This window comes from Pseudoduganella sp. UC29_106 (assembly GCF_044055365.1).
Classification (GTDB): domain Bacteria; phylum Pseudomonadota; class Gammaproteobacteria; order Burkholderiales; family Burkholderiaceae_D; genus Rugamonas.
The window spans coordinates 6,560,349-6,577,997 of record NZ_CP171977.1; the positions used below are offsets into that span (position 1 = coordinate 6,560,349).

Annotated in this window: 13 protein-coding genes; 9 read left to right on the forward strand and 4 right to left on the reverse strand. The window is 64.6% G+C overall.

Features of this window, described 5'->3' with window-relative positions; all coding sequences use genetic code 11:
- Positions 1–104 precede the first annotated feature (104 nt).
- Both ACHMW6_RS32625 and ACHMW6_RS32630 read right to left on the reverse strand, forming a co-directional pair.
- Positions 105–2,942, reverse strand: coding sequence for a glycosyl hydrolase 115 family protein (locus ACHMW6_RS32625; RefSeq protein WP_395403388.1), 2,838 nt, complete (start codon positions 2,940–2,942; stop codon positions 105–107).
- Positions 2,943–2,994: 52 nt separating this feature from the next.
- Positions 2,995–4,128: an SGNH/GDSL hydrolase family protein gene (locus ACHMW6_RS32630; protein ID WP_395403390.1), complete on the reverse strand. Its 1,134-nt coding sequence runs from the start codon at positions 4,126–4,128 to the stop codon at positions 2,995–2,997.
- A 168-nt stretch (positions 4,129–4,296) separates the two neighbouring features.
- On the opposite strand from ACHMW6_RS32630, the gene ACHMW6_RS32635 reads away from it, so the two are divergent.
- The 9 genes from ACHMW6_RS32635 to ACHMW6_RS32675 all read left to right on the forward strand — a co-directional run bounded on the left by ACHMW6_RS32635 (position 4,297) and on the right by ACHMW6_RS32675 (position 15,053).
- Entirely contained in the window at positions 4,297–5,685 is a 1,389-nt protein-coding gene (locus ACHMW6_RS32635) for an enolase C-terminal domain-like protein (RefSeq protein ID WP_395403392.1), read from the forward strand.
- 27 nt (positions 5,686–5,712) lie between these two features.
- Positions 5,713–6,894: a fumarylacetoacetate hydrolase family protein gene (locus ACHMW6_RS32640; RefSeq protein ID WP_395403394.1), complete on the forward strand. Its 1,182-nt coding sequence runs from the start codon at positions 5,713–5,715 to the stop codon at positions 6,892–6,894.
- Between the two features lie 5 nt (positions 6,895–6,899).
- On the forward strand, positions 6,900–7,688 hold the full coding sequence (locus ACHMW6_RS32645) for an SDR family NAD(P)-dependent oxidoreductase (protein ID WP_395403396.1): 789 nt from the start codon (positions 6,900–6,902) through the stop codon (positions 7,686–7,688).
- Positions 7,685–8,554, forward strand: a complete 870-nt coding sequence (locus tag ACHMW6_RS32650) for an SMP-30/gluconolactonase/LRE family protein (RefSeq protein ID WP_395403398.1) — start codon at positions 7,685–7,687, stop codon at positions 8,552–8,554. The genes ACHMW6_RS32645 and ACHMW6_RS32650 overlap by 4 nt, the downstream gene beginning before the upstream one ends.
- Positions 8,551–10,323 carry an IlvD/Edd family dehydratase gene (locus ACHMW6_RS32655; RefSeq protein WP_395403400.1) on the forward strand — a complete coding sequence of 591 codons (1,773 nt, stop codon included), beginning with the start codon at positions 8,551–8,553 and terminating at the stop codon, positions 10,321–10,323. Before ACHMW6_RS32650 ends, ACHMW6_RS32655 begins: the two co-directional genes overlap by 4 nt.
- Positions 10,324–10,365: 42 nt before the next feature.
- Entirely contained in the window at positions 10,366–11,526 is a 1,161-nt protein-coding gene (locus ACHMW6_RS32660) for a sugar porter family MFS transporter (RefSeq protein ID WP_395403402.1), read from the forward strand.
- A complete protein-coding gene (locus tag ACHMW6_RS32665; protein ID WP_395403404.1) occupies positions 11,523–11,798 on the forward strand; it encodes an MFS transporter in 276 nt (91 codons plus the stop codon). Before ACHMW6_RS32660 ends, ACHMW6_RS32665 begins: the two co-directional genes overlap by 4 nt.
- Before the next feature lie 58 nt (positions 11,799–11,856).
- Positions 11,857–14,244, forward strand: coding sequence for a glycoside hydrolase family 3 N-terminal domain-containing protein (locus tag ACHMW6_RS32670; protein ID WP_395403406.1), 2,388 nt, complete (start codon positions 11,857–11,859; stop codon positions 14,242–14,244).
- A gap of 134 nt (positions 14,245–14,378) precedes the next feature.
- Complete coding sequence (locus tag ACHMW6_RS32675; protein WP_395403408.1) at positions 14,379–15,053, forward strand: PEP-CTERM sorting domain-containing protein; 675 nt, start codon at positions 14,379–14,381, stop codon at positions 15,051–15,053.
- Here ACHMW6_RS32675 and ACHMW6_RS32680 read toward each other — a convergent pair.
- Positions 15,050–17,041 carry a hypothetical protein gene (locus ACHMW6_RS32680; protein ID WP_395403410.1) on the reverse strand — a complete coding sequence of 664 codons (1,992 nt, stop codon included), beginning with the start codon at positions 17,039–17,041 and terminating at the stop codon, positions 15,050–15,052. The two genes, ACHMW6_RS32675 and ACHMW6_RS32680, sit on opposite strands and share 4 nt — an antisense overlap.
- Positions 17,042–17,049: 8 nt before the next feature.
- A complete protein-coding gene (locus ACHMW6_RS32685; RefSeq protein ID WP_395403412.1) occupies positions 17,050–17,631 on the reverse strand; it encodes a hypothetical protein in 582 nt (193 codons plus the stop codon).
- Positions 17,632–17,649 lie beyond the last annotated feature (18 nt).

Here is a 17,649-nt window from a genome sequence, read left to right on the forward strand (position 1 = left end):
CCGATGTGCGCACGACGTGCGTCCGAACACGCCGCGATGGGCGCCTAAACGGGACGTGTAGGGCGGATCATATGGGGGCGCCGAGCCCCGCCGTGCATGCGCAGTTACAGGCGCGGGCTTTCTTCGGGACCGAGATAACTCGGTTTCAACCCACCCGCATCGATAACCACCTTCTGCAACACCACCCCCGGATCCACGGCCCAGAACTTGAGCACATGCTTGCCCGGCCCGGCAACAGCATGTTTGGTCTTGAACACAACCGCCCCATCCGACACCGCCTTCTCCCAGAACTGCTGCGACTCATCCGCATGCACGTTCACGATCTGCGGCGCCTCATCATCGATCGACACGGCATAGCGCAAGCCGGAACCCGGCTGGAACTTCAAAGTCGGCGCCAGCGTGGCGTGCACGGTAACCGCACCAGCCTTCTCCAGATTCACCTCATACTCCAGGCGCATGCCATCGCCACCCGGCGTTGCCGCCGCCGCCAGCACCGGCATCGCGGCCACAGCGGACAGCGTGCGGCCGTGGTCCGGAATGGTCAACCAGCTGCGTCCCTGCGGCGCCACGGCGCGCGTATAGTGCGCGGCCTCCATCGACACCACACCGCCCGTTTCCACGAACCCGTGCGGCGCCGCCGCGCCGGCATGCACCACCGGCACGCGCACCGGCATCTTCTGCCCATTCGGCCCACTGACGGTCAGCGTGGCAGTCGTCGCACCTGCCGGCACATCGGCCCAGCGCACATCCACCGTGATGCGCTCCTCGCGGTCCACCGTGCCGGACGTCTTGCTCAGCACAACCCACGGCTGGTCCGACGTAACGGTGAAAGCAAACGGCTTCTGCCCGCGATTAAACACATCAAAGAAGCGCGCCTTGCGCTCGTAGCCATCCAGCGCCGGCACCTTCAGCTCATTCACCTGCCAGTACGGCCACGCATACTCATTGCCTTCAACGGCCACACCCATATCGCTGCCCTTGAGCAGCCGCACTTCGGACACCGGCGGCATCACATTCACCGTCGGCTGGTTCCAGTAGGTATAGCCCAGGTGAGCCTGCGACATCATATGGTTCCACTTGCCGCCGCCCAGCGCGTGATACTGCGCCACCAGCGCCTCGTCCTGCGCGAACAGCTCGCGCGCACGCGCCGCCAGGGCATTGGTCGACGAGCGGCCCTGCACCGCATACAGCTTGTTCAGGCCCGCCGTCGCATACAGCTCATTCACCACAGAACCAGCCTTGACCGGATACAGCACCAGCTGGAAGAAGGCGTCCTTCTGCGACGCCGGCAGCGAGGCATACACCTTCTCGGCGCGTGCGGCCAAAGCCTTGTACTCGCCCACCACGCGCGCCGACTCGTTGTAGTTGACCAGGCTATAGGTCGAAGGCTCCACCTGCTCCGGCTTGCGGCGGCCGTTGTACTTCACATATTTGGCAACCAGGTCGGCGATTTCGTCCGCATGCTGGGCGCCAAACTCGCGTGCGGCCCACAGCTTCAGGTATTCCGGCAGGCGCTCGGCCGGCCAGGCAGACGGGTTCCAGGCGTAGGCCAGGAAGAACTCGATCGGCACTTCCATCGGCTTCAAGTCGCCCACGTTGACGATCCACATGCGGTCCGCCTTGTACTGCCAGGCCAGGTGCATCTGCTCCCAGATCTTCGGCAGCGGGGTGACGTTGACCCATTTGTAGGAACGCGGGCCGCCCACGTAGTCGAAGTGGTAGTACACGCCCGCGCCACCGGGACGCTTGCGCTCCTCGGCCGTCGGCAGGCGGCGGATATTGCCCCAGTTGTCGTCGCACCATAGCAGCAGCACGTCGTCCGGCACGCGCATGCCCTTCTCGTAATAGTCCTGCACTTCCTTGTACAGCGCCCACAGTTGCGTGGTGCCGGGCGACAGCATGGCGCGCTGGTCGGCCACGATCTTCTGCAGCAGCGCCACATTCGACTCTTCGGACATCGGCTCATCGCCATCGCCGCGCATGCCGATCGTGACGACCTTATCCAGGTCCTTGCGCTGGTCCACGGCCGTCTTCCAGAAGTCCTTCAGCACCGCCTCGTTGCGGTGGTAGTCCCACGGCCCCTTGCCGTGGCGCGCCCATTCGCGCTGGGCGCGCGTCATCGGCTCATGGTGGGAGGTGCCCATCACCACGCCATACTCGTCCGCCAGCTTGCCGTTGAGCGGATCGTCGTCGTAGAAGGCGGCATCCCACATTGCCGGCCACAGGTAATTGCCGCGCAGGCGCAGGATCAGCTCAAACACCTTTTCATAGAAGCCGTGCTTGTAGCCGCCGTATTTTTCCTTCACCCAGCCCGTCAGCGCAGGCGCTTCGTCGTTCAGGAAGATGCCTCGGTACTGCACCACCGGCGCATCGCTGACCGCCTGTGCGGCCGAAACGTAGAGGGACTTGCTCTGCCTGACCGGCACGTCCGCCCACCAGTACCAGGGCGATACGCCAATCTGTTCGGAGATTTCGTAGATGCCGTAGATCGTGCCGCGCTTGTCGCTGCCAGCGACCACCAGCGCACGCTCCACACCCGGCATCGGGTTGGCAACGGTCTGCACCTGCCAACCCTCCCACTTGCCCTTGATCGCGGACGTATCCAGCTTGCCCGCCGCCACCAGGCCGTCGATCAGCGCGCTCTTGCCCAGCGTGCCGACGATAACCACGTCGCTGCCCTTGGGCGCGCCGCGTTCCAGTGCGGGGCGCTTGCCCGTTACGCGTTCGATATCGCCCTGCAGGCTGGCCGCAGCACGCAGCACGCCCGCGTGGTCGGCGCCATCGACAAAGATCGTGGCGGCGCGGCCGTTCTCCGCCAGCGTGAAACTGGCTGCTGCAGGGCGCTGCGTACTGATGAAGGGTTTCTGCCCGAGAGCCTGGGCGGATGTGGCGACGGTAAGCGCCAGGACTGCGCCGGCAATGGCGCGTCGGATAAGGGTCATGCAAGTCTCCTAAGGATGCGTCGCCCGGTCTGCGCCCGGCGTACATTATGAATTATTTAGCTGCTTTGCACTGGCGCAGGGACGCCAGCGGGAATGCGTTTGCCAGTTGCTGGTAGCCGGCGATCGACGGGTGCAGGCCATCGTTGTCGACATCCTTGCGCAGGCGGTCGGGCGCGGCCGGGTCACGCAGCGCGGCATCGAAGTCGGCCACGCCATCGAACACGCCCGAGGTGCGGATCCACTGGTTCAGGGCCACGCGGTCGGCTTCATTGTCCGGGCCCGGCTTGTAATAGTCGCTGCCGGCATAAGGCGTCACCGTGGCGCCGATCACGCAGACGCCGCGCACATGGGCGCGTTCCACGATCTGGCGGTGCGCCTGCTTCAGGTCCTCCAGCATTTGCTGGCGCGCTTCCGGCGTGTCCTTGCCGGCGCGATGCAGGCCGCCCATATCGTTCACGCCAATGAAGACCAGGGCATGCGTCACGCCGCTGCGGCCCAGCACATCGCGCTCGAAGCGCGACGCCAGGTTCGGGCCCAGGCCATCCAGCAGCATGCGGCCGCCGCCGATACCGGCATTGACGATGCCCATCTTCACGCCCTCCTTCGCCATGCGCGCGGCCAGGAAGTCAGGCCAGCGGTTGTTGGCGTCCGTGGTGGTGCCGTAGCCGTCCGTGATCGAGTCGCCGATCGTGACCAAAGCGCCAATATTGCGCGGCGCCTGCACCTCGATGTCGGTGATGGCATACCAGCGGGTCACCTTGCCCGCTTCCGGCCAGCTCGCCGCCATCTCCTGGCGGCCCGGCAGCGTAAAGCTGGTGGTGCGCGAACCCGGGTGGCCGGTCTGGCGCGCCGGAGCATCCTTGAAATACAGCGTGATCGCCAGGTCGGCACCGGGCGCATGCTCCAGCGTTACGCTGTCGCTGTAATACTCGGCGCCGGGGGGCACCGTCACGCTGGTGCTGCCGCCGAACGTCAGCTGGCGCAGCGTGGAAGGCTCCACGTCCGCCGTGCCAAGCTTCACGGCGCGGGCAATGCTGGCGCCATCGACTATTAGCGGGGTGGTGCCGTGCACATTGCTGACGCGTACCCGCAACATCTTGCCGCCCAGGGTCGTATGCACGATCTGGCGCAGGCTGCCCTCCTTCCAGGCGGCGGCGGGCAATTCATTCTGCGGTTCGACGACCATTTGCGCCGAACCCCACGAGGTAACCCAATGCAACGGCTGAGCTGCTGTTGCAGTGCCGCATAAACCCAGCGCCAGTGCTGCCACCGACGCACACATCATCTGTTGACTTGCCCGCATAAATACCTCACACTTGAGAAATGGTAGCGCTATTCATTTTAGGATAATCAAATGGTACACGCAACAATTCAGGGTAGCGGAGGCACTCCCCTGGTAACGGAAATGCGCGTGATCCCAGTAGCGGGTCACGACAGCATGCTGCTTAATCTGTGCGGCGCGCATGCCCCGTACTTCATCCGCACACTCGTGCTGTTGAAGGACAGCGCCGGCAACACCGGTATCGGCGAAGTTCCAGGCGGTGCCGGCATCAACCGCGCGCTGGAAAATTCGATCCCGCGCGTGGTAGGCACCGAGATTGGCCGCTTTAACCGTACCCTGAATTCCGTGCGTGCGTCCATCGCCGGCAACCGCGGCGGCATGCAGCACCAGGTCACTTCCGAAGCGGAAGCGGCCGTGCTGAAACAGCCGCACGAAATCAACCTGCGCCTGGAAAACGTGGTGACGGCTATCGAAGCCGCCCTGCTCGACCTGCTGGGACAGCACCTCGGCGTGCCGGTGTGCGAACTGCTCGGCTCCGGCCAGCAGCGCGACACCGTTCCCATGCTCGCCTACCTGTTCTATATCGGCGATCGCAGCAAGACCGACCTGCCCTACCTGTCCGGCGACGGCCAGACCGGCTGGTACGCGGCGCGCCACCGCGAAGCGGTCACCCCGCAAGGCATCGCCGAGCAGGCCGCCGCCGCCGCCGAGAAATACGGCTTCCGCGACTTCAAGCTGAAAGGCGGCGTGATGCGCGGCCATGACGAGCTGGAAGCCGTGAAGGCGATCAAGGCGATCTTCCCCGATTCCCGCGTCACCCTCGACCCGAACGGCGCCTGGAGCCTGCGCGAAGCGATCGACGTCTGCCGCGGCCAGGGCCATGTGCTGGCATATGCCGAAGACCCTTGCGGTCCGGAAGACGGCTACTCCGGCCGCGAGATCATGGCCGAATTCAAGCGCGCCACCGGCATCCAGACCGCCACCAATATGGTCGCCACCGACTGGCGCCAGATGGCTCACTCCCACCTGCTGGGCGCGGTCGACATTCCTCTCGCCGACCCACACTTCTGGACCATGCAGGGTTCCGTGCGCCTGGCGCAGCTGTGCGAGGACTGGGGCATGACCTGGGGTTCGCACTCCAACAACCACTTCGACGTGTCGCTGGCCATGTTCACCCACGCCGCTGCTGCAGCGCCGGGCAAGATCACCGCCATCGACACCCACTGGATCTGGCAGGAAGGCCAGGAACGCCTGACGAAGGAACCGCTGCAGATCGTGGGCGGCGAAGTCGCCGTGCCGGACACGCCGGGCCTGGGCATCGAGCCGGATATGGACCGCATCGAAGCAGCACACGAGTTGTTCAAGAAAGTCGGCACCGGCGCGCGTGATGACGCGATGGCCATGCAGTACCTGGTGCCGGGATGGAAGTACTCGCCCAAGCTGCCAAGCCTTGGCCGATAACACAAAACCAGAACTCCAAGGAGACATATGAAACCCGTTACCGCATCTTCCTGCCTGCCGCAGGACCTGGGCAGTGCTTTGCTGGTTGGCCGCATCTGGCGCGGCGGCGACATCAACGGCCCTTGCGTGGTCGTTGTGCGCGAAGGCCAGATCATCGACATCACCGCCAGGGCGCCGATCATGGCCGACCTGCTGGACCGCAGCGACGTGGCCGATTTCGTGCGCAGCGTGCAGGGCGAGAACCTGGGCAGCGTGGAAGCGCTGATTGAAGCCAGCCTGTCCGGCGAACAGAACGCGCCGCGCCTGCTGGCCCCCTGCGACGTGCAGGCGATCAAGGCTTGCGGCGTGACCTTCGCCGTCAGCCTGCTGGAGCGCGTGATCGAAGAACAGGCCGGCGGCGACCCGGCGCGCGCCGATGCGCTGCGCGCCGAACTGCTGTCCACCATCGGCGCCGACCTGTCTTCCATCAAGCCCGGCTCGGAAGACGCGGAAAAGCTGAAGAAGGAATTCCAGGCGCGCGGCGCATGGTCGCAGTATATGGAAGTGGGTATCGGCCCGTTTGCCGAAGTGTTCTCGAAGTCGCAGCCTATGTCCGCCGTTGGTTTCGGCGCCGATGTGGGCCTGCACCCGGCTTCCGAGTGGAACAATCCTGAACCGGAAATCGTGCTGGCCGTGAACAGCCGCCACGAAACCGTGGGCGCCACCCTGGGCAACGACGTCAACCTGCGCGATATCGAAGGCCGCAGCGCGCTCCTGCTGGGCAAGGCCAAGGACAATAACGCTTCCACTTCCATCGGCCCCTTCATCCGCCTGTTCGACGGCAACTTCACGATCGACAGCGTGCGCAATGCGGAAGTGCGCATGACCATCGAAGGCACGAATGACGGTTTCGAGCTGGATGGCGTCAGCCGCATGAAGGAAATCAGCCGCGATCCGCTGGATCTGGTATCCCAGACCGCCGGCGCGCACCACCAGTATCCGGACGGCTTCATGCTCTTCCTCGGCACCATGTTCTCGCCGATCAAGGACCGTGGCGCCAAAGGTGCGGGCTTCACCCACCATATGGGCGACCGCGTCACCATCAGCAGCCCGTCGCTGGGTGCTTTGATCAATCATGTCCAGCGCAGCGACCAGATCACCCCCTGGACTTTCGGCGTTCGCGCCCTTTACAGCAACCTGGCACGCCGCGGCATCGCGGCAGGAGAATAAGCAACATGACCGAAGCAAGAAAACCACTGGTGTTCGCCACCTATCCCGACCTCGCGGACAAGCGCGTGGTCATCACGGGCGGCGGCACTGGCATCGGCGCAGCCATCGTTGAGGCATTCGTAAAACAAGGTGCGCAGGTCGTGTTCCTCGACATCCAGGACGAAGCTTCGCAAGCCCTGGCCGCCAGCCTGGCCGGTGAAAAGCACGCGCCGAAATACATCCGCTGCGACCTGACCAACCTGGACGCCGTCACTGCGGTGTTCGCCCAGATCGAGAAGGAACAGGGCGCCACACAGATCCTGGTCAACAACGCCGCCAACGACAACCGCCACAACGTGGAGGACGTCACCGCCAAGTACTGGGACGACAGCCTGGCCGTAAACCTGCGCCACCAGTTCTTCTGCGCGCAAGCCGTGGCGCCGGGCATGAAGGCCGCCGGCGGCGGCGTGATCCTGAACTTCGGTTCCATCTCCTGGCACCTGGCGCTGGGCAACCTGACCCTGTACATGACCGCCAAGGCGGCCATTGAAGGCCTGACCCGCGGCCTGGCGCGCGACCTGGGCGCCGACGGCATCCGCGTCAACTGCATCGTCCCGGGCCAGATCCAGACTGCGCGCCAGATGGCCCTGTGGTACTCGCCGGAACAGGAAGCGCAAATCCTGTCGGCACAATGCCTGCCGGAGCGCGTATTGCCGGAAGATGTGGCTGCGCTGACCCTGTTCCTGGCATCGGACAATGCCGGCCGCTGCTCCGGCCGCGATTACTTCGTCGACGCAGGCTGGTACGGTTCATGAGCGCCCCAGGCTGCATCTGGAACGTCGGCGCCAAGCTGGCCGAAGGGCCAGTCTGGCACGCTGCCGACAACGCGTTCTACTTCGTGGACATCAAGGGCCAGCGCCTGCACCGCGTCAATGAAGACGGCAGCGGGCAGCAAAGCTGGGATGCGCCGGGCGAAATCGGCTTCGCCCTGCCGGTGGAAGGCGGCGGCTTCGTCTGCGGCCTGCCCGGCCAGCTGATGCAGTTCACGCCGGAGCTGGGCTTCCGCCCGATGCTGGTGCTGGAAACGGCCATCCCCGGCAACCGCCTGAATGACGGCGGCGTCGATGCCGAAGGCCGCCTGTGGTTCGGCTCCATGGACAATGCCGAGGAAGCGCCTACCGGCTCCCTGTACCGCCTGGACAAGCGCGGCCTGCAGCAGATGGACAGCGGCATCGTCATCACCAATGGCCCGGCCACCAGCCCGGATGGCAAGACCTTCTACCATACCGACACCCTGGGCAAGGTGGTGTACGCTTTCGACAAGGCGGAGGACGGCAGCCTGTCCAACAAGTGCGTGTTCGTGCGCACGGCGGCCCCCGGCCACCCGGACGGCAGCACCGTCGACTCGCAAGGCAATGTGTGGATCGCCATGTTCGGCGGCCACCGCATCGACTGCTATGCGCCGGACGGCAAACTGTCCGCCACGGTCGAGATGCCCTGCCCTAATATCACCAAGATCGCCTTTGGCGGCAAGGACCTGCGCACGGTCTTCGCGACCACGGCCTGGAAAGGCCTGACGGACGCGGAGCGCGCCCAGTATCCGCTGGCAGGCGGCGTGTTCACCTTCCGCGTGGACGTGCCTGGCCTGCCGCAACCCCTTTTCAACAGGAACGCAGCATGAGCAACACCCGCCGTTACCGTTCGCAGGATTGGTTCGACAATCCCGACCACATCGACATGACCGCGCTCTACCTCGAGCGCTTCATGAACTATGGCATCACGCCGGAAGAGCTGCGCAGCGGCCGTCCCATCATCGGCATCGCGCAGTCGGGCAGCGATATCAGCCCCTGCAACCGCATCCACCTGGAACTGGCCAAGCGCGTGCGCGACGGCATCCGCGATGCGGGCGGCATCCCGATGGAATTCCCTCTGCATCCGATCTTCGAGAACTGCCGCCGTCCTACCGCGGCGATCGACCGCAACCTGGCGTATATGGGCCTGGTCGAGATCCTGCACGGCTACCCGATCGACGCAGTGGTGCTGACCACCGGCTGCGACAAGACCACGCCTTCGCAGATCATGGCTGCATCCACCGTCAATATCCCGGCCATCGTGCTGTCCGGCGGTCCGATGCTGGATGGCTGGCTCGATGGTGAGCTGGTGGGTTCCGGCGCCGCGATCTGGAAAGGCCGCCGCCGCCTGGCTGCGGGCGAGATCGACAACGAGAAATTCCTGCAGATCGCGGCCGCATCGGCGCCTTCTTCGGGCCACTGCAACACCATGGGCACGGCGTCCACGATGAATGCGATTGCCGAGGCGCTGGGCATGTCCCTGACCGGCTGCTCCGCGATTCCGGCGCCTTACCGCGAACGCGGCCAGATGGCTTACGAAACGGGCAAGCGCATCGTGGAGATGGCCAAGCTGGATATCCGTCCTTCGTCCATTCTCTCGCGCGACGCCTTCCTGGATGCGATCGTGGTCAATGCCGCCATCGGCGGTTCCACCAACGCCCAGCAGCACATCATGGCGATGGCGCGCCACGCCGGCGTGGAGATCAAACAGGAAGACTGGATGGAATTCGGCCACGACGTGCCGCTGCTGCTGAACATGCAGCCGTCCGGCAAATACCTGGGCGAACGCTTCCACCGCGCGGGCGGCGTGCCGGCCGTGATGTGGGAACTGGAGCAGGCGGGCAAGCTGCGCTCGAAGCGCCCTACCGTCACCGGCAGGACCATGGCCGAGAACCTGCAGGGCCACGAGAGCGTCGACCGCGAGATGATCACGCCGTTCGACCAGCCGCTGAAGGACAAGGCCGGCTTCTTCGTCCTGAAGGGCAATCTGTTCAATTTCGCGATCATGAAGACTTCCGTGATTTCGGAAGAATTCCGCCAGCGCTACCTGAGCCGCCCGGGCGAGGAAAATGTGTTCGAATGCCGCGCCGTGGTGTTCGACGGTTCCGGCGACTACCACGCGCGCATCAACGATCCTTCGCTCAACATCGACGAGGACAGCATCCTGGTCATCCGCGGCGCCGGTCCGGTAGGCTGGCCTGGCTCGGCGGAAGTGGTGAACATGCAGCCGCCTGATGCGCTGATCAAGCGCGGCATCAAGAACCTGCCGACGCTGGGCGACGGCCGCCAGTCCGGCACGTCGGACAGCCCGTCCATCCTGAACGCTTCGCCGGAGAGCGCGGTGGGCGGAGGACTGGCTTATATCCGCACTGGTGATATCGTACGCATCGACCTGAACAAGGGCGAATGCAATATGCTGGTCGGCGAAGAAGAACTGGCGAAGCGCAAGGCGGAGGGCATTCCAGCCTACCCGCCAAGCCAGACGCCGTGGCAGGAGCTGTACCGCGCTACCGTGGGCCAGATGGAAAGCGGGGCCTGCATGGAGCTGGCATTGAAGTACCGTGGTGTAGCGGACGACACGCCGCGCCACAATCACTGACCCGGCGCGAGCCGGGCCTGAAAAACAAAGGAGGGGACACACATGAACAGCATTGCAATAGAAAATACCGAATCCACGCATGAAGCGGAAAACACCGCGCTCATCATCCTGATCAGCTGTATCGCCACCATCGGCGGTTTCCTGTTCGGCTTCGATAGTGGCGTCATCAACGGCACGGTCGACGGTCTGAAACAGGCCTTCCATTCGACTTCCGCCGGGATCGGCTTCGAAGTCGCTTCGATGCTGCTGGGCTGCGCAGCAGGCGCCTTCTTCGCAGGCCGCCTCGGCGACCGCTGGGGACGCCGCGCAGTGCTGATCATCTCCTCCGTGATGTTCCTGCTGTCGGCGCTGGGCGCAGGCTTTGCCACCACCTCGGCGTTCTTTATCGCGGCACGCGTGCTGGGTGGCTTTGCGGTCGGTGCCGCCAGCGTGATGTCGCCGGCCTACATTGCGGAAGTCGCCTCGGCGCGCTACCGCGGCCGCCTCGCCACCGTGCAGCAGATCGCGATCATCAGCGGCCTGTTCTGCGCCTTCCTGAGCAACTATGTGCTGGCGAATGCAGCCGGCAGTTCCACCGGTGTGCTGTGGCTCGGACAAGAGGCGTGGCGCTGGATGTTCTGGATGATGGCGATTCCATCGGCGCTGTTCCTGGTGCTCCTGCTGGCGATTCCGGAAAGCCCGCGCTTCCTGGTCGTGAAAAAGCGCAAGGATGAAGCGCTGGCCGTGCTGGAACGCCTGTATGGCGCATCGGCTGCCAAGGCCAAGTTTGACGCGATCGACGTTTCGCTGTCCGAAGACCACCATCGTCCGCGCCTGTCCGACCTGGTCAACAAGGCAACCGGCAAGCTGCGCCCTATCGTCTGGGTCGGCATCGGCCTGGCCACCTTCCAGCAGCTGGTCGGCATCAACGTGGTGTTCTACTACGGCGCGGTACTGTGGCAGGCCGTTGGCTTCTCGGAGAGCGATGCGCTGCTGATTAACGTGCTCTCGGGCGCCCTGAGCATCGGCGCCTGTATCGTCACCGTGTTCCTGATCGACCGCATCGGCCGCAAGCCGCTGCTGTGGATTGGCTCGGCCGGCATGGCTGTGACGCTCGGCCTGGTCACGTTCGCATTCGCCAGCGCAGGCCTCGACGCAAACGGCAAGCTGCAACTGTCCGGATCGATGGGTGTCTCGCGCTGGTTGCCGCGAATGTCTACGTGATCTTCTTTAACCTGTCGTGGGGCCCGGTGATGTGGGTCATGCTGGGCGAGATGTTCCCCAATCAGATCCGCGGTTCCGGCCTGGCGGTCGCCGGTGCGGCCCAGTGGACTTCGAATTTCATCATCACGGTGACGTTCCCGATCCTGCTCGCCGGCATCGGCCTGGCTGGCGCCTACGGCATCTACACCGTGGCCGCAGTAATTTCCCTGTTCTTCGTGCTGCGCTACGTGTATGAGACGCGCGGTAAGGAACTCGAGCAGATGGAAGGCTGAACCTCAGCACCCGCAGACTAAAACAATCAGTTCAAATCAAAAAAACAGGAGACACTACATGAAGCGCCGGCAGTTCCTCACATCCCTATCCAGCGTCGCAGGCGTCAGCGCCATCGGCGCACCAGCCGCCATGGCTGCCGCAGCAGCACGGCCCCTCTACAAGGACCCTGCCGCGCCTGTGCCGTCGCGCGTGAAGGACCTGCTGGGCCGCATGACCCTGGAAGAAAAAGTCGCGCAGATGCTGTGCATCTGGGCCGACAAGAGCGCCGTCGAAGACAAGGGTGAATTCTCGGGCGAGAAAGCCGCCAAGACCCACCCCTACGGCCTGGGCATGATCGCCCGTCCGTCCGACCGCATGGGCTCCGGCGCGGGCGACGTGGTGGTGGCCGGCGATGACGGCGGCCGCAATGGCCGAAACGCCTACCAGACCGCAGTCTACGTGAACGCCGTCCAGAAATGGGCGGTGGAACAGACCCGCCTCGGCATCCCCGTCTTCATGCATGAAGAATCGCTGCACGGCTATGTGGCCAACGACGCCACCAGCTTCCCGCAGGCGATCGCGCTGGCTTCGTCCTTCGACCCGGCCATGGTGCGCAAGGTGTTCTCCGTCGCCGCACGCGAAATGCGCGCACGCGGCGCCAACCTGGCGCTGGCGCCGGTGGTGGACGTGGCGCGCGAGCCGCGCTGGGGCCGTATCGAGGAAACCTATGGCGAAGATGCGCACTTGTGCGCCGAAATGGGCAAGGCCGCCGTGCTGGGCTTCCAGGGCGAGGACCGCAAGCTGGCCAAGGACAAGGTGTTCGCCACGCTGAAGCACATGACCGGTCACGGCCAGCCGGAAAGCGGCACCAATATCGGTCCTGCGGAAATCAGCGAGCGCACGCTGCGCGAAGACTTCTTCCCGCCGTTCGAGCGCCTGATCAAGGAAACCAATGTGGCGGCCGTGATGCCGTCCTATAACGAGATCGGCGGCCTGCCGTCGCACGCCAACCGCTGGCTGCTGACCAAGGTCCTGCGCGAGGAGTGGGGCTTCAAGGGCGTGACCGTGTCCGACTACTTCGGCATCAAGGAACTGATCACCCGCCACAGCCTGGTGGACAACGAGAAGGACGCCGCCTACCGCGCCATCAAGGCCGGCGTGGATATCGAAACGCCGGACATCTTCGGCTACAAGATGCTGCCCCAGCTGGTGAAGGAAGGCCGCGTGTCGGTGAAGGAAATCGACGCCGTGGTGTCGCGTATCCTGGAACTGAAATTCCTCTCCGGCCTGTTCGAGCAGCCTTACGTGGACGCCGACCTGGCCGACAAGCTGACCGCCACGCCGGACGCTGTCGCCCTGTCCCATGAAGCGGCCGTGCGCTCCGCCGTGCTGCTGAAGAATGACAAGGGCCTGCTGCCGCTGAATCCGAAGAAGATCGGCAAGGTGCTGCTGGTCGGCACGCACGCCAAGGATACGCCGATCGGCGGCTACTCGAATGTGCCGCGCCATGTGGTGTCGATCTACGACGGCCTGAAAGCCGAGGCGGACCGCCAGGGCTTCCAGCTGTCCTGGTCCGAAGGCGTGCGCATCACCGAAGGCCACAGCTGGGGCAAGGACGAAATCGTCTTCACCAAGCCGGAAGTGAACGCGAAGCTGATCGCCGAGGCGGTGGAAGCGGCCAAACAGGCCGATACCATCATCATGGTCCTGGGCGACAATGAGCAGACCAGCCGCGAAGCCTGGGCCGACAATCACCTGGGCGACCGCCAGTCGCTGGACATGTACGGCCAGCAGAACGACCTGGCGAAGGCCCTCTTCGACCTGGGCAAGCCGACCGTGGTATTCCTGCTGAATGGCCGTCCACTGTCCGTGAACCTGCTGGCCGAGCGTGCGGACGCACTGGTGGAAGGCTGGTACCTGGGCCAGGAAACCGGCTTCGCTGCCGCCGACCTGCTGTTCGGCCGCGCCAACCCGGGCGGCAAGCTGCCCGTGTCCTTCGCGCGCAATACGGGCCAGCTGCCGATCTTCTACAACCACAAGCCTTCCGCGCGCCGCGGCTATATCGACGGCGTGACCACGCCTTTGTTCCCCTTCGGCTTTGGCCTGAGCTACACCACCTTCGCGATCTCCGAGCCGCGCCTGTCTTCCGCCAAGATCGGCGTGGACGGCACGACCAAGGTGTCGGTGGACGTGGCCAACACCGGCAAGGTGGCCGGCGATGAAGTCGTCCAGCTCTACATCCGCGACGACATCAGCTCCGCCACCCGTCCGGTGAAAGAGCTGAAAGGCTTCCAGCGCCTCACGCTGCAGCCAGGCGAGAAGCGCACCGTCACCTTCGACATCAAGCCGACCGACCTGCGCTTCTACAACTTCGAAATGAAACGCCTGGTCGAACCGGGTTCCTTCACGATCTCCGTCGGCCCGAACAGCGCCGACCTGAAGTCGACCAAGCTGATCGTTTCATAACTGTCGGAAAACTTTACATTTGAGGGGCGGCCGCAGTTGGGGTCGCCCCTAATTATTTGATTTCAAAGAAACTTAATTTTCTGGCCTGAAATTTACTTTAACGTGAAGAATCATTGTTAAGTCGGATTTCATTCATGTCCAAGTTCAGCAGCATCGTCCTCGCTTCCGCCCTCGCCTTCTGCGCTTCGTCCCAGGCAGCGGTCATCAATTTCAACAACCTCGCCGGCACCAATATTGCGAACAATAACTACATCTATAACGCAGGCGACAGCACCAAATACACCCATTTCTACAACAGCGACGCTGCGCTGGATGGCTTCTACTTCCACGGCAACAACACGTACGGCAATACCTGGGAATACTTCATCTCATCCGGCTATGGCGGCGGCGGCGATGCGGCAGGCACGGCATACAACGGTACGGACTTCCTGATGGGCTTTGGCGGCATCGTCATGAGCAGCCAAAACGGTTCGGCATTTTCGGTAAGCAAGATCGACCTGGTGAGCTGGCAAGGCGACCAGGCTATCGCCACGTTGTTCGGCACCCGGATGGACAGCAGCACCATCAGCTACACCGTCGATCTGAGCACCGCGGCCAATTGGTCCAAGCAGACCGGCGATGACTTCACCAGCTTCTCACTGAATGGGTTCACTGGCCTGAAGTCGCTGAGCATCACCAGCAGTAACGCCGGCAGCTACCTGGCGGTCGACAACATCACGGTTAACGCCGTCCCGGAACCCGGCTCGCTGGCCATCGTCGGCCTTGGCCTTGGCGCCCTGGGCCTCGTCCGCCGCCGCAAGCGCGGCTAACGGCCGGCGGCGGCCTTGAAGGCGGCGATCTTGTCGTAGTTTTCGCAGTCCTGTAATTCAGGCTGCCAGTTGCGACTCCAGGTGACTGCGATGGAGTGCATATTGCCGGCTTCAAGATCGAGTTCGCGCGCCAGCTCGTAGTTGGCGTTGACCTCGGCCTGGCATTCGGCGGTCGTCATGCCTTCATACTTGGCCTGCCCGGCCGGCTTCGGCTGGACGAGGTGGGCGAAGTAGTAGCGCCGGCAGCCCAGCGCCACATGGGGCGCACCCTGGCATTCGGACGCCTTGGCGGGCGAATTATTCTGCGCCCAGCGCTCCCCCTCCTCTTCCTGCCGCTTGCGGCGCGCTTCGATGGCGCTGCGGCAGCCGCGCATGAATTCGTCCGAGCCCTCGCACTCGGAAAACTTCACCGGCGACTCTTTGCTGCCCCAGTCGCGCCCGGCCATGAATTGATCGCTTTCACGCGCGGCGGCTGGCGCCATCGGTATCACCGACGCAGCGCGCTCCCGCGCATGATCAGGCTTCCTGCATGCGCTGAGTCCCAGGCCGAGCGCCATGGCGACGATGATGATAGTGGTCTTCAAAGAGCAGTCTCCAGGCGTTTCAGACGAATGCGGATCGGATGGTCGGCCGCCAGCGCCGCATATGCCGGCAGACTGCGCCGCGACTGCCTCGCGCAGCAGGCCGGCCGCTTCAGGGTCGGACTGCGCCAGCCGCTGCAGGCATGCCTGTTCGCCGTCCGGCGCGCACATTGCGAGCTCCCAGGCGGCGCGCAAGGCCGGCTCCTGCCCTGCCATGCCGTCCGACGGCATCCAGTCAGCGACGCCAGCGCGTCGCAGCACCGCGGCGCGTTCTTCGATCGTATGCAGGGCCGGATACAGGTCCAGGCTGTCCTCGGGCCGGTCCAGCTGCAGCGCCTTGCCAAGGACGGCCTTCACCGCCGCGCCACGGAAAGCCGGATGCACTTGCGTCAGCGCGGGGCCGAGCTTCGCATATGTCGCCGGATAATTCTCATTCGGCATGACCAGCCAGTTGGCGAAGACCGGCCCGCCCTCGCCTGCCTCCGGGAGCAGCAGCATCTTCACGCCGCCATTATCGGCCTTCGGCGCGCCGGACAGCGACACCGAACGGCTCTCGCCACCCAGGGACGCGATCAGTTCAACAGGCACGCCCCCAACGCTGTCCAGCGCCACCGACACCTTCGCCTCACGCCCGGCCAGATCGCGGCCGGCGAAGTCGAGCCACATACGGCCACCCTCGACGCGCACCAGCAGGCTGTCGCCCGCTTTCTTGTCCGCGCCGCGCACGAAGACGGGCATCAGCCGCACTTTCTCCATCAGGCGCATGACGTCGGCCGCCTGGCCCACCGGCAGCGCGCCCTCAGGCAGCACAGGGAAGCCGTCCCTGCGCCGCGCCTGCGCCAGGCCAGGACAGTCGCTCAGGGCCAGTCCATCCACGCAGTGCTCATGCCAGGCGCCCTTGCGGACGGCGTCCGCGGCGAAATAGGCCAGCAGATCGACACTGTCGTACCCGAAGCCCCCCACCCGCAGCGACTGCGGCTCCAGCCACCCGCGTCCGCGCATCCATGCGCCAATGCGCTGACCCCATGCGCCGTCGATATCGCTGCGGGCGACCGCGGACACCAGCCTGCCGCGCATGCCGTAATCGATGCTGGCCTGGATCGTCAGCGTCCGCGCCGGCCAGGCCATGCGCTTGCTGCAGCTCAGGGGCTGCACATCGCTTTGCTCGCGCGGCAACTGACACTGGTAACCCGCGTTGCGCAGCGCACCGGTCAATGTCTCGACCGGCATGCCGTAGGTCGCCCAGCGGTCGATACCGCCATAGCCGGCGCTGTGGGTGCTCGTGTAGTACGCGTAGGCGGGATCGCCCGGCGCCTCCAGCAAGGCCTCGCCGCCGGCCAGGCGCGCAGCCAGCAGTGCGCCGACCGTGACAGCGGCGACCACAGCCCCCGCGCCGGCTACTCGCATGCGCCGCCTCATTTCGTGCCCACGGCGACGCCGTCCAGCGTGATACGCCAGGTGTTCTTCGCATCGGCTGCGAAAATCAGCGTCTGCTCCTGCCCATCGGCGCTGCGCGTATAGCGCGCCATGCTGACGTATGGGATGGGCGGAGCGGGCGGCGGCTCCGGCTCCCCACAGGCCACCCGGTGCAGCAGGCACTGCGTGGCCCGCGGATAAATGGTGCGCGCATTGCCGGTTTCGGTGGCGACCTGCCGGAAGCCATGGCGGCGGAACAGCGCATCGAAATGCGCCAGCATCGCATGCTGCAACGCTGCGTAGTTTTCGTCGGAGGATAGCTGCGGCCCCGGTCCCAGTGTCAGTTCGCCGATCAACTCCAGCACGCGGCGGCCCGGCGCCGGCTTGTCGGCAGTGTCATAGGTGACGACAGGCCCCGCACAGGAGCGGATGCGGATCGGCGGCTGGTAAGGCAGCTTCCACTCGATGCCGCCGAAATCGGCAAGACAGCGCCGCAGTTCTTCCGTGCGCACGCCGGCCTGGCTGGATAGCGGCACGCACAGCGCTGCGATCGCCGCGAATAGGACTAGATGTATCTTCATTGCAAATAATTCTACTAG

Coding starts and splice junctions, on each gene's coding strand:
- ACHMW6_RS32650 (WP_395403398.1), top strand. CDS start 7,685: ATGAGCGCCCCAGGCTGCATCTGGAACGTCGGCGCCAAGCTGGCCGAA.
- ACHMW6_RS32680 (WP_395403410.1), bottom strand. CDS start 17,041: ATGCGAGTAGCCGGCGCGGGGGCTGTGGTCGCCGCTGTCACGGTCGGC.
- ACHMW6_RS32655 (WP_395403400.1), top strand. CDS start 8,551: ATGAGCAACACCCGCCGTTACCGTTCGCAGGATTGGTTCGACAATCCC.
- ACHMW6_RS32670 (WP_395403406.1), top strand. CDS start 11,857: ATGAAGCGCCGGCAGTTCCTCACATCCCTATCCAGCGTCGCAGGCGTC.
- ACHMW6_RS32625 (WP_395403388.1), bottom strand. CDS start 2,942: ATGACCCTTATCCGACGCGCCATTGCCGGCGCAGTCCTGGCGCTTACC.
- ACHMW6_RS32660 (WP_395403402.1), top strand. CDS start 10,366: ATGAACAGCATTGCAATAGAAAATACCGAATCCACGCATGAAGCGGAA.
- ACHMW6_RS32630 (WP_395403390.1), bottom strand. CDS start 4,128: ATGGTCGTCGAACCGCAGAATGAATTGCCCGCCGCCGCCTGGAAGGAG.
- ACHMW6_RS32645 (WP_395403396.1), top strand. CDS start 6,900: ATGACCGAAGCAAGAAAACCACTGGTGTTCGCCACCTATCCCGACCTC.
- ACHMW6_RS32635 (WP_395403392.1), top strand. CDS start 4,297: ATGGTACACGCAACAATTCAGGGTAGCGGAGGCACTCCCCTGGTAACG.
- ACHMW6_RS32640 (WP_395403394.1), top strand. CDS start 5,713: ATGAAACCCGTTACCGCATCTTCCTGCCTGCCGCAGGACCTGGGCAGT.
- ACHMW6_RS32685 (WP_395403412.1), bottom strand. CDS start 17,631: ATGAAGATACATCTAGTCCTATTCGCGGCGATCGCAGCGCTGTGCGTG.
- ACHMW6_RS32675 (WP_395403408.1), top strand. CDS start 14,379: ATGTCCAAGTTCAGCAGCATCGTCCTCGCTTCCGCCCTCGCCTTCTGC.